Raw genomic sequence first — 16,590 nt, forward strand, 5'->3', positions numbered from 1 at the left:
GGGGCCCCGCGCACTGCGCGGGGCCCCTTCTCGGCTGCGGAGGATCCGAGGGTCTGCCGACCCTATGTGGGCTGCGGCTCGAAGTCCCAGTACGGGCGCTCCCGGCGGCGCGACGCCAGGGTGTGCGGGTGGTCGGCGCCCAGCGTCTCGCTGAGGTTCTGCATCGCCTCCCGCTCCACCTTCTTCGCCTCCTGCGAGCGGCGCAGCGACCGCAGGTCGTCCGCCAGCGCCATCATCGCCGACAGCGCCATGGGGTGCCGGGCGCCGAGGACTTCCTTGACGGTGTCGGCCGTCTGCCGGCTCAGCTCCTCGGCGTGGTCGGGGGCGTCCAGCCGGTTGCGGGCGGCGGCCGCGTTCAGCGCACAGCCCAGCGTCCACGGGTGCGCGGGCCCGACGGCGGCGGTCATCCGGGTGAGCGCCAGCTCGGCGATCTCGGATGCCTCCTGCCAGTCCCCGGTGGGCCACAGGGCCAGTCCGAGGTTGCCGAGGGTGCCGGCGGTGTACGGGTGGTGCTCGCCGAGCATCGCCTCGTACCGCCGGTTGACGGACTCGGCCAGCTCCCGGGCCCGGCGCAGGTCGCGGTGCTCGCGCAGGAAGGTGGCGTAGTCGGCCTCCACCATCAGGGTCTCGGGGTGCCTTGGGCCCTGGACCTGGGTGAAGCGCTGGACCACGGACTCCATGGCGCGGTCGGCCTCGGCGAGCTTGCCGAGCCGGCGCATGCACAGCGCGAGGTTGTGCTCGGCGCGCAGCGTCTGCGGGTTGTGCTCGCCCATGATCTGGCGGTGCAGCGCGGCGTTGCGCTGCTGCCGGGAGTGGGCCTCGTCGTAGTGGCCGAGGAGGCGGAGCATCCAGGCGTAGCGGGTACCGGTGGCCATCGTCTGGTGGTGGCGCGTGCGGAGCCGCCGCTCCCGCTCGACCAGCAGGACCCGGTAGATCTCCAGCGCGTCCTCGTACCGGCCGAGCAGTGCGAGGGCGGACGCGAGGTTGCTGCGCAGCGCCATGGTGCGCGGATGGTCGGCGCCGAGGAGACCGGCGTACTTCTGCCGGACGTCGTCGAAGAACCCCCGCGCCGTCTGGTACTCGCCGAGGCCCAGCAGTGCGCCGCTCAGGCCGTTTCTGGCCGCCAGCAGGTCGGGGTCCTCCTCGTCGCGCACCGGGCTCAGCACGTCCACCAGCCGCCGGCCGACGGCCTCGGACTCGCGGTAGCGCCCGAGGTTGCGCAGCGCCTCGGCGTGCGAGTGCACGAGCGTGATCATCGAGCGGTGCGTGGGTTCGAGCCGGATCGTCCACGGGGCGAGCGTCAGCTCGCACATCCTCAGGGCGGCGCGGTACTCGCCGCGCTGGAGCAGGTAGTTGATGCAGTGCAGGACGAGTTCCTGCACCGCGGGGTCGGCGCTCTCCAGCGCACCGGCCGGCTCCAGATGCGGCAGCAGCTCGGCATACCTCGCCCATTCCCGCGTGTCCGTGGGACGGCGGGGGTCTGCTGCCGCCAGGATCCGGCACGCGGTCGCCGACATCGCCTCCCGCTCGTCCTCCGGGAGGTCACTCCGCAGGAAGCGGTGGTAGAGACGGTGCATTTGAACCTTTTCGACCTCGGTCTCCGGCGAAGGGTCGGTGAGGTAGTCGATCGTCACCGCGGTGGACTCCGACAGCCGGCGCAGGGCGGAGTGCCAACTGATGGGATCGTTGGCCAGCTCCGCCAGATGCGGCGGCAACTGGTCGCTGCGCTCGACGATGCGGGACACCGGAATGCTGTCCGGGGAGAAGAACGCGAGGAGGTTGAGCATCGCCGCCGCCGCGGGCGTCTTCTCGCGCATCCCGTTCAGCGTTATCGACCAGCTCGTCAGGAAGCCCATGGGGTAGTCGGAGCCGATGCTGATGCCGACCTTGCCGGGTTCCTTCTCGCGCAGCAGCTCGATGTAGTCGGCCGGCGCCATCGTGCTGGAGTCGAGCCACGCCGCGGTCTGGCTCAGCACCAGCGGCAGGTCCTGGACGGCCTCGGCCAGTCCGTCCGCCTCGGTCTCGGTCAGCCGGGGAGCGCGGCGGCGCGCGAAGGCGGTGCTCTCCGCCCGGGTGAAGTGCGGGACCTCGATCTGCTCGGCGCCGCCGCTGACGGCCCAGTCCCGGGTACGGGTCGTGATGAGCACGTGCCCGTCGCCCTCGGGGATGATGTCGTCGATCAGCTCCATCTCGTCGGCGCTGTCGAAGACCACCAGCCAGCGGCGGTACGGGCGGCCGGAGCGCAGCGCCTCGCGGACCCGGCGGAGCCGGTCGCCGATGTTGCTGCCGACCGGGAGGTTCAGCCGTACGGAGAGGTCGGCGAGCTGCTCGCGGGCCGTCATGCGGTAGCTGGCGTTGACGAACCAGACGACGTCGTAGTCGTTGCCGAACCGGTGGGTGTACTCGACGGCGATCTGGCTCTTGCCGACGCCGGAGATGCCGGACAGCGCGATCCTGGCGCCCTGGCCGGCGGCGGACAACGTGCCGTGGAGCTGCTCCAGGATGTCGTCGCGGCCGGTGAAGCGGTAGTTGCGGCGGGGGGTGTTGAAGACCACGGGCGGGTCGTTGGGGAACCGCGGGGCCCGCTCCGGCTCGCGGTCCGGGCGCACCGGGGTGTCCGGGTCGATGCCGAGCCGGGTCAGGACGCGGCGCCGGGCTTCGACGGTGCCGAGGTCGCGGAGGTCCACGGGCGCCAGGGCCGCCGCCGCGACCGGCATGTCGGTGGCCACGCTGGCGGCGGCGAACCGCTGCCCGTGCTGCGGAATGATCGTCCGCAGGGCTTCGTTCCACTCGTCCGTCTCGCGCGGGCCGAGGCCGAAGAACCAGTCGTCGAGCACCAGCAGGATGCGGTCGGGCGCCTCCAATAACCCCGAGAGCTCGTCGACGAGCGGCCGGCCGGGCGCGGGGCTCCAGCGCAGCATCGAGGTGGGGTGTCCGAGCAGCTCAAGCTGATAGGCGATCCAGGCCGCCCAGGGGCGGTTGAACCCCGCGTAACTGATGCTGATGGGCTTGGCCATACGACCGTCTCCCTCCGGTGCCGAGGCAGGCCGTCCTCGTGGCACAGTACCCCATCTGGTGGCCCGTCAGCTCACGCACGGCGGACCCGCCGTCACCTTCCGCTGTCCCGCGACCGCGGCCGAAAGACGGTGGGCGACGTGCCTGATGAGCTGCTCCAGATCGGCGCAGTACACGGAGGGGTTGCGGAACCCCTCGCCGGCCCGGAACCGGTGCGCGTAGTTGCCGCCGCCGCACACCCCGACGACCGCGCAGCTTCGGCACTGCGCGGACAGCGCCCGCAGGCCGAGTTGCCGCGCGGCGATGCCCGGGTGGTTGAGCGCCTCGTCGAAGGAGTTGCGGAAGACGTCGAGACCGGTGCCGGCCGCGTCCTCGTATACGGACTTGAGCGAGTCGATCTGCTCGATGGCGCCGTCGGTCTCCACCACGAGCGCCGTGACCGGCGAGAGGCCCACGGCCTCGGTGGCGCTCGGCCGGCCCAGGAGCAGCCCGAGGATCTCGGTGAACAGCCGCACCCGCGGCGACGGCCTGGGCAGGTCCCACCACAGGTCGAAGACCTCGCAGAGCCAGTCGCCGTACGGGGTGGGGCCGCGGCCCGGCACCGGGGCGGGCGGCGCCGACCAGTTGGCGTGCGGCAGCAGGAAGTCGATGACCGGCGGCTCCAGGGCGCACAGCGAGTCCAGCACGGCGGCCGGCGAGGCGGTGACGTCGACCGTGCACAGGATGCCGCCGTAGCTCTCCGGATGCCGGCGCAGGAGCCGGGCCGCGCGCTCCAGGGCGGGCCAGGCGGGACGCCCGGCGTGGTCGACCCGGCGGCTGTTCAGCCCCGGCGTGCCGCCGTCCGCGCTCAGCCCGACCCGGATGTCACCGGCGGCGAGCGTCTCCAGCGCGGACTCGGTGAGCAGCGTGCCGTTGGTCTGCACGCCGGCGACGACGGCGCAGTCGGCCGGCAGGGCCGCGCGCACCACCGCCGTCTGCCGGACCAGCGAGGCCGCGCCGGCGAGCAGCGGTTCGCCGCCGTGCAGTTCGACGCGGATCCGGTTCAGCCGGTGGAGACGTACGTGCTCCGCGATGCGCTGGGCGGTGCGGCGGGTGGTCGCCTCCGGCATCCGGGCGGGCCGGCCGCGCCAGCCGCTGTCGGCGCCGTGGTAGACGTAGCAGTAGGTGCAGGAGAGGTTGCACCGGCTGTGCACCTTGAGGATGAACTGCCGGAACGGCACCGCCGCGACCCCGGCGGCGCGCAGCCGGCCGATGTCCAGCAGCCGACCGGGCCAGGGCGCCTCCTCCGCGCCCGTATCTCCGTAGTCCATGCGGCTCCCCGGCTCCCCCGAGTCCGGGCGGTGACGAACCACCGCCCCTGGATGCATGGCGCACAAGTCACACAGGTGAAACCAAACGGAAGCCCAACTGACTGCTTCTGTACGGAATCTGCCGCAATCCGACCACCCGGCTTCGTCGGCGGGCTTTGAGGTGGCGTCGGCCGGAGTGTGCGCCGTGATGTCGCCGGCGGGTCAATTGCCGCCGGATACGGCCTGGCCGGCGTCCGGCGGGCCGTTCTCGAAGTAGGCCCCGGCATCGTTGTCGGACGGCCAGTTGCGGAGCAGGTGGGCGACGGCTCCCGCGAGTACCGGCGGCTCGCCGCGGGCGGCCACCGCATACACGTCGACGTCGCTGAAGTCGGGCAGACGGACGGCCGCGCCCGCGGCTGACGGTGTCCCGTCCGGCTTCGCCGACAGGGGGTTCTCCACGCTGTAACTCCTCCGGAAGGGTGTGAGAGTCCTTCCCCGAACAGTCGTGCAGCAAAACGGCGGCGGGTCAGTCGCCGGCTTCGAGGGTACGGATCTGCTCCCGGGTCAGCAGCGCCCCCGCGCTCTCCGTCTGCTCCGCCCGGCTCCACTGCTCCCAGGCGTCCCGGTACGCCCTGAGCGCCACCGCGCGCCCCGCCGTCGGCTCCAGCATCTGCCCGCGCCTGTGGTGCGCCCGGGCGGCTTCCGCCGCGTCGCCCGCCTCCTCGGCCAGGAGCGCCGCGCGCCGGTAGCAGTCCGCCGCCCGCTCCTGCCGCTGCCGGAACTCGGTCCTTATGTCGAGCAGGAGTTGCACGTCACCCAGCTCCAGCCACGCCTGCGCGCGCACCCGCGCCGGTGCGTCGTCCTCCCGCGCGGCCCGGTCGAGCACCCACTCCGCCTCGTACAGGTCGGTGCGGGTGCCGGACGCCTCGTAGCGCAGCCGCAGCGCCCGGCCGAAGAGCAACTGCCGCCGCGGCAGGTCCGGATGGCGCTGCGGCGTCTCCGCCAGCACCTCGCGCAGCACCGGCACCGCCCGGCCGCGCAGCCCGGCGTCGTCCGGGGCCAGCCGGCCGCGGCGCAGCAGCAGCTCGCCGTGCTCGGTGAGCACCTCGCCGTAGAGCGCCGCCCCGGGCGGCAGCAGCGCCAGCGCGTCCGTCAGCCAGCCGTCGGCCTCGACCAGCAGCTCGGCGGCGCCGCCGCGGGTGAACTCCGCGATCCGCACCTGGGCCTTGCGGCGCAGGCTCTCGGCCTGGAGCCGGTAGTCGTCGAGCGCGGCGGCCAGCCGCCCGGCGCGGTCGAGCGCGGCCAGCGCGCGGGCGGCGCCCGCGTCGCCGGCGGCGGTGGTGTTGGCCTCCGCCAGGTCGAGCAGCGCCTCGCACTCCTGGCGCCGCAGCTCCGGGCCGCCCTCCATGCGCAGCAGGTCGACGCCGGTACGCAGGTCGGCCGCGGCGCGCAGCCCGTACGCCCGGATCTCGTCCACCGTGTGCTCCGCCTGGGCGCGGCCCAGGGTGACCCGGCCGCGGGCGAGGAACAGCCGTGCGGGCACCAGCTCTTCGTCCGGCCAGCCGGCCAGCAGCTCGTCTATCGTCTCCTCGGCCTCGTGCAGCGCCGCGCCGTCGCCGGTCAGGGAGTGCAGCCGGCGCAGCACCTCGGCGAGCAGGCCGCCGCGCTCGCGCCGGGCGGCGTGCGTGGTGGCCAGGGTGCGGCTGTCGCGCAGTTGGGCGGCGGAGGCGCGGAGCGCGGCGACGGCCTGCTCGTGCTCGCCGTCGGCCACGCGCTCGCGGGCCACCTCCCACATCACCTCGGCGTACGTGAGCCGTTCGCGCAGCGGCGGCGCCCCGGCCGGCGCTCCCGAGCCGTCCGCGGCCAGGGCGCTGCGGGCCCACTGCTCGGCCTCCGCCAGCGCGTCCGGCTCGCGCAGCCGCTGCCAGTGCAGCAGCAGCGCCCGGGCCAGGAGCCCCTGCTGCGCGGTGTCCCGCTCCTCGACGACGGTGCGGCGCAGGGCCCGTACGGCGTCCAGCAGGTCGCGGACGCTGCGGGTGTCCTCGTACTGCCGCAGCAGCTCCGCGCCGCCCGCCGCGGCAGGACCGCGGTAGGCGGGCTGGAAGGCGCGCAGCACCTGCTCGGAGACGCGCGCGAACTGGTCGGGGACCTTGGCGCCGCCGAGGTCGGGCTCGCGGTCCTCGCCGGAGAGGTACGCGACCGCGACGGCGGGGAAGTTGCGCGCGCCCTGCCCGAAGGTCCGCTCGATGTAGAGCGAGCAGTGCTTGAGCACGAGCGCCGCCTCGCCGTGGCTGAGCCGGCGCAGCAGCAGCTCGCGCACGCCGGGGCGGAAGTCGAACCACGGGTCGTCGCCCACCGGTTCGCGCGCCGGCTCACGCCCGGCTCCGCGCGCCGGGTCGCGCGCCACGACCAGCTCGCTGAGCAGGATCTCGGCGGTCTCCGCGGGCCCGGTGTCGGGGAACAGCGCGCGCTGCACCAGCCGGATGACGGGCAGCACGAGCGGCACGGCGGCCAGGTGGATGGCCAGCAGCCGGGCCGCGGGCGAGGCCGTCGCGTCGAACGCGGCGAGCGTGGCCGCCGGGTCGGGCCGGACGTCCGCGGGGCGGGCCGCCGCGGCCGGGGCGGGGGCGTGGTCACGGCGCACCCAGCCGGCGGCGCCGGGCAGCGACAGCCCCTCGCCGGCGGCCAGCAGCCGGGCCCAGGTGCCGACGGCGGCGGGCTCGGGCGCGAGCACGGGCAGCGCGCGGGCCCCGGGCGGGGGCACGTCGCCGCGGGTGCCGGGGCGGAACTCCAGCGTCGGGTACGGGCCTGGATGCCGGACGAGCAGCCCGGGCAGCGCGGCGAACGGCATCTCGCGCCACCGCCGGTGCGGCAGCGGCTGGACGACGGCGACGGGGGCGGTGCCGAGCCAGCCGTGCAGCATCCGCTGCATCCGGCCGTCGTGCCACATCGGTCCCGCGCAGTCGCTGAGCACGAGCGTCAGCCGGCGCCCGCCGGGGTCGTGCAACTGGCCGGCGTCCTGGAGCATCGACGGCCGGCCCGGCTCGCCGGTGCAGCCGACGCCGCCGTCCGGCAGCGGGTGCAGGCGGTGCACGGTGACGTCACGGAACGCACCGGAGCGCTCGGCGACCGTACGCAGGTCCTCCAGCAGCCGGCCCCATACCTCCATGGCGGGCGAGGCGTCCATGAGCAGTTGGAGCGTGGCGCGCCGCCGGGGCGTGCGCAGCACGGGGATGACCAGGTCGGCCCGCGCGCTCAGCTCCGCGGTCTCCTCCTCGTCCAGCTCCCCCGGCGCCACGGCCGCGACCCGCGGCTGGTAGCGCCGCAGCGGGCGCAGCGCGTGCTGCAGGGGCACCAGGGCGGGCAGCGCCGCGGGCTCCGGCACGCCGACACGGCCGACCTGCCGGTACGCGGGGGAGTCCACGGCGTCCGGCACCGGCGTACGCGGCAAGAGTCCCGGGCCCGCCGCGAGCCCCACGCGCCGCTCGGGCGCCGCGTGCGCCCCCGCGCCGGTCTCGTCGGCGCCGTCGTCCCTGCCCTCGACGGGCGCGGAATCGGGGCCTTCGGAAGCGTCGGCGGCTTCGGGAAAAGTGGCTGGTTTCATGCGGTTCGCCGGCCCCGGCGCATCGGCGCGCGATGCGGCGCCGTCCGCCGCCTCCGCGCTGCGCGCCAGCTCCTCCGCGAACCACAGGACGTCGGCGAGGCCGCGGGCGTCCGGCGGCAGCCCGGCCGCCAGGAGCCGGCCCACCAGCTCCTCGGCCTTCTCCTGCCCGCCCGCAGCAGCCCCGCGCCCGGCCATCGTGCTCACCGCGGCCTGTTGATGGGCCGCATCAGCTCCTCGGTCACGCGCCGGGCGGAGCCGTCCGCCTGGTCCCAATCGGCCTGCCGGGTCAGCTCGATGGCGTTGAGCAGTTGATCCACGGCCCGTACGTCGCCGGGGCCCGCGGCCAGGAAGCGGTCGATCAGCTCCGTGAACCGCTCGTCGTCACCCTCGGGGAAGTGCGCCCGGACCATCCCCGTCAGCCGCGCCCGGTCCGGCACCGGCAGTTGCAGTTCGATGCAGCGGCGGCGCAGCGGCGCCGGGAACTCGCGCTCGCCGTTGCTGGTGAGCACGATGAACGGGAAGGCGCCGCAGCGCACCCGGCCGCCGCGCACGGGCACTTTCGTACCGTCGTCGCTGAGCACCTCGACCACCGGCGCGCGGTCGGCGATCCGCTCCAGCTCGGGGATCGTGAACTCGCCCTCCTCCAGCACGTGGAGGAGGTCGTTCGGCAGGTCGATGTCGCTCTTGTCCAGCTCGTCGACGAGCAGCACGCGCGGGCGCGCGGAGGGCAGCAGCGCGGTGCCCAGCGGCCCGAGGCGGATGTAGCGCCCGATGCCGCCGCCGGGCTCCTCGGCGGCGCCGGCGGATTCGGCGGATTCGGCTTGGCGTGCGGCGCGGTTGAGCTGGGCGTCCTGGAGGCGGCCGATGGCGTCGTAGGCGTACAGGCCGTCGCGCAGGGTGCTGCGGCTGACGATGGGCCAGGTCAGGACCCGGCCGAGGCCCAGCTCGTACGCCACGGAATGCGCGAGCGTGCTCTTGCCGCTGCCCGCCTGCCCGGTGACGAGCAGCGGGCGGCGCAGATACAGCGCGGCGTTGACCATCTCGCACTCGCGGGTGCTGGGCCGGTGGTGGCTGGCCTCGCGGCGCCGCTGGCCGAGCCTGCGCTCGGAGGAGGGCTCCAGCGCGGCCGGCGGAGGCACCGGTGGACCGCCGTCGAATTCTCGCCAGGGAGGCGGCGCCGGCAGTCTCTCCATGCCGTCGTGGGGGGCGCCGGTGCCTCGGTAGATGAGCCACTCGCTCACGTCGTAACCCCTTTGTCGCCGACCGGGCAGCGGGCTTGCCCCACTGTCTGCCCGGGGACGGACGAGGGCAACCCTCACGGGGGTAAGAGGCTAGCCGGGCGCGCTGACGCCGGGTGCCGAATCGGCCAATCCGCGTGGTGGCGGGCCGGTTTTGTCCAACTGCGCAGTGGGGGCACGAGGTTCGCGTAGGGCGCACCCGGACGCCCGCGCACCGTTCACCCGTTCACCGCCCCGCTCACCCATTCACCACCACCCGTACGCCGTTCACGCCCCCTGGGGCAGGGCGCACCGGGGTGATGATCCGGGCCCGCGTACGTCGCCACACGCGCCACACCGGTCACGACAGCACCCAACGGGCCCCGATCACGTCATCCGTGTACCGCGCCAACTCGCCCGTATCGCTCGCCAAGCCCCTCGACTCCCCCTCCGCCGCCGCTCAACCACCCGCGCCGATCGTGTCGTCCGCGTCGTCGTAGAAGAGGATCACGTCCGCCGCGCACCCGCGGCCGGCCTCCAGTGCCTCCCGGCGCACCTCGTGCAGCCGCCCCGGCAGATCGCGCATGACCGTTCCTGCACCGTCCGCCAGCAGCGCCGCCAGCTCCGCGTGGTACGCCGCGCACTCCTCGCCGCACTCCTCGCCCCGATGGCCCCCCGCGCGCCACAGCGCGACCGCCGTGCCCTCGTCGAGCAACTGCCCCACGACCGCCGCCCGCCCGCTGCCGTCGCCCAGCGCGTGGCAGAACACCGGCACCCCGCCGTCGCCCGCCCCGCGCCCCCAGCCCGGCGGCGCGGCCCGTACCAGCCGCTGCCGCGGCGCGCGGCTCATCCGCCGCCACCGGTCGCGCCACAGCGGCTCCGGCTCGGGACCGGCACGCGCCGCGTCCCGGTGCACCACCGGCCGCACCGTGCCCGCCGGCGGCCGGCCCGCGGTCGCCCGGCCGGACGCCGGCAGCTCCCAGCGGTACGTGGGGTGCGCCTGCCGCTCCTCCGGCAGCGCCACCTCCAGCCGCACCCGCGTCTGCGCCTCCGCGTCGGCCCCGAGCAACTGCGGCGCCAGCGCCTGGAGCACGTGCTCCTCCGCCTCCTCGAACGAACCCCCGGCGTACGACTGGTCGAGCGCGACGTGCTCCCACTCCCCCTTGCCGTAGCCGCGCCGCACGGTCCAGTTGTACCGGGGCACGGACCCCGCGGCGGGGTCGAGGAACGGCAGCTTGTCGAACGTGACGAGGACGCTCACCGGCGCCCGCCGCACCGCGCGGATCTCCTGCCGCTGCCGCGGCGGCAGCTCGCCCGCCCGCTCCGCGACCCACGATTCGAGGGACTCGACGGCGGTACGCGCCCCCGCTTCGAGGTCCGCGGCGGCCTCGCGGGTCACCAGCTTCAGATACAGCAGCATGTCGCGCAGCGCGCGCTCCGGCGCGGCATGCCGGTGCAGCAGCCCGTGGCCGTCGCGCCAGTCGCGCAGCCGCCGGGCGCCCAGCGGGCGGCCCTGGATGTCGAGCACCTGGTGCACCAGCCGCTCGACGACCTCCGGGTCGCGCGGCGCGGGCAGGTCGGCGAGCCGCCACAGCGCGCTCAGCCGGTCGAGCGCGCCCCAGGCGCCGAACCGCGCCGGGCCCAGCGCGCGCTGCAGGTCGGTCCAGGAGGTGCGTTCGTCGTCGATGCCGTGGTGGCGGTACCAGTGCCAGGCGTCGTGCAGCCGCATCAGCTCGCGGTACGGCTCGGGGCCCAGGCCGGTCGCGCCGGGCAGCAGGTGCTCGGGCGAGAGCGCGTGGAGTTCGTCGAGGGACACGGCGGTGCCGCCGCCGGTGCCGCTGCGGTAGCGGGCCTTGACGACGCCGACGACCTCGCCGCGGCCCAGGTGCAGTACGGGCCCGCCGGAGGCGCCGCGGCGGATCGGGGTGGGGGTGCCGAGCAGGATCTGCTGCCCGTTGCGCCCGGCGAACTCGGCGCTGAGCAGCGCCGCGTCGACGTCGTCACCGCTCCCGGCGCCAGCGCGCCCGGGGGCGCTGAGGAGGACGGCCTGGTCGAGGAAGTCGTCGTAGCGGTCGCCGAGCCAGACGGGTTCGCTGCCCGCCGGGGGCCGGGCGACGGGCTGGACACCCGCCTGAACGCCTGGCTGGGCGCCCGTCTGGGCACCGGACAGGGCCGGGTACGGCAGCCCGTACCGCGCTTCGCCGCCCGGGACACCCACGCCCGCGCCTTCGGCCCCGACCGGCAACAGCCGTACCAGGGCCAGATCCGGCCCCACCTGCATCACCGCTTCGGCGAACGTCTCGTCCCGTGCTTCCGGATCGCTGCCCATCCGCGCGGCGGTGCTGTCCGGCGACGGCATGCTGTACTCCACCCGCCCCGGCACCGTACGCCCGCCCACGACCACGCCGATCAGCTCGCCCGGCGCCGTACCGCGCCGCCAGCCGTCGGGGTGGACGAAGACGTGCGCGCAGGTCAGCACCCACTCCGGCGCGACGAGGAACCCGCTGCCCCACAGCGACCCGTCCTCGGAACCGGGCGCCGCCCGGATGTCGACGGTCGCCGCGGCGGCCAGTTTGCAGAGCTGGTAACGCGCGTAGTCCGCCGCCTCGCTGCTCTCGATCGGAACCCTCATACCGGTGCAGACGCCGTGGAAGACGTGCCGGATGCACCAGATGCAGCCGTATCGGACGCGGCGGTCGATGCGGTAGGGGACTCGGCTCCTGAGGGCCCGGCCGGGCGCGAACCGGGCTGCCAGGTCAGGGTGACCGACAGTTGGGCCGTGGTGTTCGCGTCGGCGAGCAGCGCGATCGCCTTCCCCGTCCCCGCGGAGATCTCCACGCCGAACGTCACGCTCACCTCGTCCGGCGCGGCGGCCGCGGCGGCGGCCCGTACGGAGGCGGCCACTCCGCCGACGAGGGGCGTGAGCCCGGCGACCCGGGAGGTCAACCGGCTCCAGTCGGCGACGGGTTCGAGGTCGGCATCGTCGTCGGCGTCCGCGAAGTCCGCGTCGAGGCCCTCTTCGACGCCGGGGTCGACGTCCAGCCCGGCGCCCCGGCGGGCGCCCCCGGGCGCCGGCACTCCCGCCCGCGCCCCCGCCGCGACGCGCTCGTCGAGCGGCGTCGCCCGGACCCACACCTCGGTGCCGTCCGGCAGAGTCACGCGCTGCGGCAGGTTGCTGCTCATCCGGTTCCCCCGACTACGCTCGGTGCCCAATGCACCGACATTAGTCCGCGGACCGCCGCCCCGCGACGGTACCCGCGGCCGCACGCCGGTCAGCCGCCCCCGGTGAGCGATACTGAACCGGTCACTTCCCCCCGTTCCGGAGCACCCACCATGTACTTCACCGACCGCGGTATCGAGGAGCTGGAGAAGCGGCGCGGCGAGGAGGAAGTCACCTTCGAGTGGCTCGCCGAGCAGTTGCGCACGTTCGTGGACCTGAACCCGGAATTCGAGGTCCCGGTCGAGCGCCTGGCCACCTGGCTGGCCCGCCTCGACGACGAGGACGAGGAGTAGGCGCAGGAGCGGGCCGCACCGGTCACAGCCTGCCGAGCGCGATCCCGTGCCACGTCCATCCCGCTTCGAGGACAGTGGTCAGCAGCGGCTGCTTCAGTTCCGACGGATCGAAGCGGAACGTCTCGGTCGCGCCGAGCCTGCCGTCCTCACCCCGCCCGATCGTCCACTGCCGCGAAACCATGCGCATCTGCCCGCGGGAGTTACGTGCCCGGCAGCGCCACTCTCGCCGCGCCGCCCGACCAGGGCATTCCAGACTTCCGCGGCGGAGCGCGGGGGGACTCCCCCGGCGGGGTACCGAATGCGGTGCCGCCTGTCGAAAATGCCCATCAACCCACCCCGTGCACGACGGCCGTCGACGTACGTCTCCCACGCCGGGCCCTGCCCGTGAGCGGCGGCGGGGGGACCTACTGGACCATACTGAGCCCGTCAGGTGCCGTCTACCGGCGATTCAGGCGTACGCCCCGCCTTGCTCGCCCGCCTCGACGAGAGGACGACGCGAGTGGACGGCGCCCCCACACCGGACTCGCCCCGGGGCTCACGCTTGACTTCCGTGCACCGCGATATATCGTGTCTTGGCGGAGACGCGATATGTTGCGTTGGGTGTGAGCGCTCGCCAGAGCCCGAGTCAGGAGGCCGTGGATGTCGGTGCAGCTTGTGGCCGATCCCCAGACCCTCGCTTTCGAGGAGCCGGTCACGGCCCTGAAGGTGCGGATCGTCAACGGGGCCGTGCACGTCGTCGGGACCCACGACGACACCGGCCGGCCGGGCGCGGCGCGCCTGGAGGTCAGCGAGATCGAGGGCCCGCCGCTGCGCGTCTCACTGGAGAACGGCGAGCTGACGGTCGCGTACGAGGACCTGCCCTGGCGCGGCTTCCTGAAGTGGCTCGACCGCAAGGGCTGGCGCCGCCGCGTCGTCGTCTCCCTCGCCGTGCCGGCCACCGCCCGCGTCGAGGTCGGCGTCGTCGGCGCCGACGCGGTCGTCTCGGGCATCGCGGGCCGTACGGACGTACGCGGCGTCAGCGGTGGCGCCACCCTCGTCGGGCTCTCCGGCCCGGTCCGCGCGGACACGGTCTCGGGGGAGCTGGAGGCCCAGGCCCTCGAAGGCGACCTGCGCTACAACTCCGTCTCCGGCCCCCTCACCCTCATCGACGGCGCCGGCGGCAGCGTCCAGGCCGACACCGTCAGCGGCGACATGGTCATCGACCTCTCCCCCGCCGCCCGCGCCGCGGACGTCCGGGTCAACACGGTCTCCGGCGAGATCGCCGTACGGCTGCCCGAGGAGCCGGACGTCGAGGTGCACGCGAGCACGACGAGCGGCGCGGTCTCCAACGCCTTCCCGGCACTGGACGTCAGCGGCCAGTGGGGCGCGAAGTCCGTCGACGGCCGCCTGGGGGCGGGCAAGGGCTCGCTGAAGGCGACCACCGTCTCTGGCGCCCTCGCCCTGCTCCGCCGCCCGGAGGGGGTGGACGAAGAACCGGAGGACGCGCCGCCGGGCGCGGGTCCGGCCGGTCGTCCGACCGGTCCCGCCGGTCCGTCCGACAAGAAGGTGCTCTGACATGCCCCCCGTCTTCGCCCACGGCCGCCTGCGGCTCTACCTGCTCAAGCTGCTCGACGAGGCACCCCGCCACGGCTACGAGGTGATCCGCCTCCTCGAAGAGCGCTTCCAGGGCCTGTACGCCCCCTCCGCCGGCACCGTCTACCCCCGGCTCGCCAAGCTGGAGACCGAGGGCCTGGTCACGCACACCTCGGAGGGCGGCCGGAAGGTCTACGCCATCACCGAGGCCGGCCGCGCCGAACTCGCCGCCCGCCAGGCGGAGCTGGCGGAACTGGAGCTGGAGATCCGCGAGTCCGTCGCCGAACTCGCCGCCGAGATCCAGGCCGACGTCAGCGGCACGGCAAGCGACCTGCGCCGCGAGATGCGCCAGGCCGCCAAGGAGGCCCGTACGTCGGGCGGCGCGAGCGCCGGCGAGAAGGAGTCGTGGCGGCAGGCGAAGGAGGACTTCAAGCGGGCGAAGCAGGAGTTCAAGGAGCAGGCGAGGCGAGCGAAGGACGAGACGCGGCGGGCCCGGCAGGACGCGGAGCAGGCGCGCAAGCACGCGCGTGAGACGCAGGAGCGGGTGCGCACCGAGGCGGAGCGGATCGCCCGGCAGGTGCAGGAGCAGGTGCAGACGAGGGTCCGTACGGGCGACTGGCAGGGCGGCTTGATGGACGGCCTGGCGGAGCTGACGCGGGAGTTGGGCAACCTGGGCGGCTTCGGCGGCCGCGGCACGGGGGCGGGGGGCGCCGGTACGGGGCCGGAGGGCGCCGGTACGGAGGCGGGGGCGGGTACGCGGACGGACAGGGACGCTGGGACGGACGCAGGTACGGGGCCCGGCGCGGGCGGGGGCCACGGCGCCGGACCGGAGCCCGCCTCTCCGTCCGCCACGATCGCCGACGCGGCCACCGCTCCCACCCAGCCGCCCGGCGGGATGGGCCCCGCCGCGGGAACCACGGGCATGGGCGGCGTCAGGACGCCCTGGCCGTCGTACCTCAGGCCGGACCCCGCCGACACCCCGGAGTGGGCCGAGGAGGACACCCCGCAGGACGCCACCCCCGCCGAGCTGGCCCGCGAACTGGAGCGCCTGCTCGACCGGTTCCGCGACGACGTCCGCGACGCCGCCCGCGACAACGGCGTCTCGCCGGACCAGCTCCGTGAGGCCCGCCGCCACCTGTCCACGGCGGCGGCGCACCTCACGGCGCTGCTGCGCGTGGGCGGCGGCGGGAGCGGCGGAGAAGGCGGCGACGGAGGCGGCAAGGACCGCGGCGGAGGCGGCGGGAAGGACTGAACTGCGGGGCGCTGCCGACGTCTTGAAATGTACGCGGTGAGTGTGCGAAAAAGGTCTGGACCTTTGCTCGCACGATGAGAGGCGTCCCTGTGAGGCCCACCCCCACGCTCGCCGCGCTGAGCACCACCGCCGCCTGCCTCCTGGCCCTGACCGCGACCTCCTGCAGCTCGGACAGCGGCGCCGCCGCGGAACCGCCGGAGACGCCCACCGTACCGACCGGCGTGACCGTCTACACGAGCACGTCCACGTCCGTGCACGTCATGTGGAACAAGGCGGCGGAGGCGGAGAACGTCCGGCGGTACGAGGTGTATCGCAACGGCAAGAAGATCCAGAACGTACCGGCCGGGAAGCACATGATCGACATCACCGGCCTCAAGCCGTCGTCCTCGTACACCTTCTCCGTACGCGCACGGGACGCCGACGGCAAACTCTCCGGCCCCGGCCAGGCCGCCGCGGTCACGACCCCGTCGGCGGACGCCGACGACAGCAAGCCGCCCACGCGGCCGGCGAGCCTCAAGGCGCGTGCGGACGGCCCGCGTTCGGCGACGCTGACCTGGACGAGGTCGGAGGACGACAAGGAAGTCACGTCCTACGACATTTACCAGGAAGGCACCAAGATCCACAGCGTCGGCGGCACGGAGACCACCGCCGCGGTCACCACCCTCCGCCCCGACACCCACTACACCTTCACGGTCAAGGCCCGCGACGCCGCCGGCAACTCGGGCCCGGCCAGCCCGTCCGCAAGCGTCACGACGGAGGCGGAACCGGGCGGCAAGGCGGGCGCGGAGATCCCGGCGGACCTCCAGGCGACGGCCCGCAAGGACGCGGGCGCGTGGAACCTCGACCTGGTGTGGAACGCCCCGAAGGCGGGCGGGGACATCACGGAGTACGAGGTGTACGTGGACGGGAAGTTCGCCTCGAAGCTGGTCCTGGGCGAGTCGGCGCCGAAGGACACGGGGCGGATCAGCCTGCCGCTGGAGAAGAGGGGGAAGGCGACGTACGCGGTGAAGGTGCGGGCGAAGCTGCCGGACGGGAAGTGGGGCCCGTTCACGAAGGACGTGACGGTGAAGGCGGGCGGGTAGCCCTCTCATGGCCGCCCCAGGGGCTCCCGCACGCCCGCCGAAGGGT

The 16,590-nt window shown here is 74.6% G+C and carries 12 protein-coding genes; 4 read left to right on the top strand and 8 right to left on the bottom strand.

The window, feature by feature from the left end; all coding sequences use genetic code 11:
* Positions 1 to 62 precede the first annotated feature (62 nt).
* From fxsT to CXR04_RS10845, 7 genes are all read right to left on the bottom strand, one after another.
* A complete protein-coding gene (gene fxsT / locus CXR04_RS10815; protein WP_101421635.1) occupies positions 63 to 3,017 on the bottom strand; it encodes an FxSxx-COOH system tetratricopeptide repeat protein in 2,955 nt (984 codons plus the stop codon).
* Between the two features lie 66 nt (positions 3,018 to 3,083).
* Positions 3,084 to 4,325 (bottom strand): FxsB family cyclophane-forming radical SAM/SPASM peptide maturase, encoded by a 1,242-nt coding sequence (locus tag CXR04_RS10820; protein ID WP_101421636.1) that lies wholly within the window; start codon positions 4,323 to 4,325, stop codon positions 3,084 to 3,086.
* A 201-nt stretch (positions 4,326 to 4,526) separates the two neighbouring features.
* Positions 4,527 to 4,763: a hypothetical protein gene (locus CXR04_RS10825; RefSeq protein WP_101421637.1), complete on the bottom strand. Its 237-nt coding sequence runs from the start codon at positions 4,761 to 4,763 to the stop codon at positions 4,527 to 4,529.
* A gap of 67 nt (positions 4,764 to 4,830) precedes the next feature.
* A complete protein-coding gene (locus CXR04_RS10830; RefSeq protein ID WP_234380739.1) occupies positions 4,831 to 8,103 on the bottom strand; it encodes an SAV_2336 N-terminal domain-related protein in 3,273 nt (1,090 codons plus the stop codon).
* A gap of 5 nt (positions 8,104 to 8,108) precedes the next feature.
* The gene (locus tag CXR04_RS10835; RefSeq protein WP_101421638.1) at positions 8,109 to 9,149 is read right to left on the bottom strand and encodes an AAA family ATPase; all 1,041 of its coding nucleotides are present in this window, start codon (positions 9,147 to 9,149) and stop codon (positions 8,109 to 8,111) included.
* A 436-nt stretch (positions 9,150 to 9,585) separates the two neighbouring features.
* Complete coding sequence (locus tag CXR04_RS10840) at positions 9,586 to 11,757, bottom strand: VMAP-C domain-containing protein (protein ID WP_101421639.1); 2,172 nt, start codon at positions 11,755 to 11,757, stop codon at positions 9,586 to 9,588.
* Entirely contained in the window at positions 11,754 to 12,308 is a 555-nt protein-coding gene (locus CXR04_RS10845) for a CU044_2847 family protein (protein ID WP_101421640.1), read from the bottom strand. The genes CXR04_RS10840 and CXR04_RS10845 overlap by 4 nt, the downstream gene beginning before the upstream one ends.
* A gap of 150 nt (positions 12,309 to 12,458) precedes the next feature.
* On the opposite strand from CXR04_RS10845, the gene CXR04_RS10850 reads away from it, so the two are divergent.
* The gene (locus tag CXR04_RS10850) at positions 12,459 to 12,638 is read left to right on the top strand and encodes a DUF6104 family protein (RefSeq protein ID WP_101421641.1); all 180 of its coding nucleotides are present in this window, start codon (positions 12,459 to 12,461) and stop codon (positions 12,636 to 12,638) included.
* A gap of 22 nt (positions 12,639 to 12,660) precedes the next feature.
* Here CXR04_RS10850 and CXR04_RS35735 read toward each other — a convergent pair whose 3' ends face one another.
* Positions 12,661 to 12,819 carry a hypothetical protein gene (locus tag CXR04_RS35735; protein WP_234380164.1) on the bottom strand — a complete coding sequence of 53 codons (159 nt, stop codon included), beginning with the start codon at positions 12,817 to 12,819 and terminating at the stop codon, positions 12,661 to 12,663.
* Positions 12,820 to 13,277: 458 nt separating this feature from the next.
* Here CXR04_RS35735 and CXR04_RS10860 point away from each other — a divergent pair, with 458 nt between their 5' ends.
* From CXR04_RS10860 to CXR04_RS10870, 3 genes are all read left to right on the top strand, one after another.
* Positions 13,278 to 14,192, top strand: a complete 915-nt coding sequence (locus tag CXR04_RS10860) for a DUF4097 family beta strand repeat-containing protein (protein ID WP_101421642.1) — start codon at positions 13,278 to 13,280, stop codon at positions 14,190 to 14,192.
* A 1-nt stretch (position 14,193) separates the two neighbouring features.
* A complete protein-coding gene (locus CXR04_RS10865) occupies positions 14,194 to 15,462 on the top strand; it encodes a PadR family transcriptional regulator (protein WP_234380165.1) in 1,269 nt (422 codons plus the stop codon).
* An 89-nt stretch (positions 15,463 to 15,551) separates the two neighbouring features.
* Complete coding sequence (locus CXR04_RS10870; protein ID WP_101421643.1) at positions 15,552 to 16,544, top strand: fibronectin type III domain-containing protein; 993 nt, start codon at positions 15,552 to 15,554, stop codon at positions 16,542 to 16,544.
* Positions 16,545 to 16,590 lie beyond the last annotated feature (46 nt).

The organism is Streptomyces sp. CMB-StM0423 (assembly GCF_002847285.1).
Taxonomy (GTDB): Bacteria; Actinomycetota; Actinomycetes; order Streptomycetales; family Streptomycetaceae; genus Streptomyces.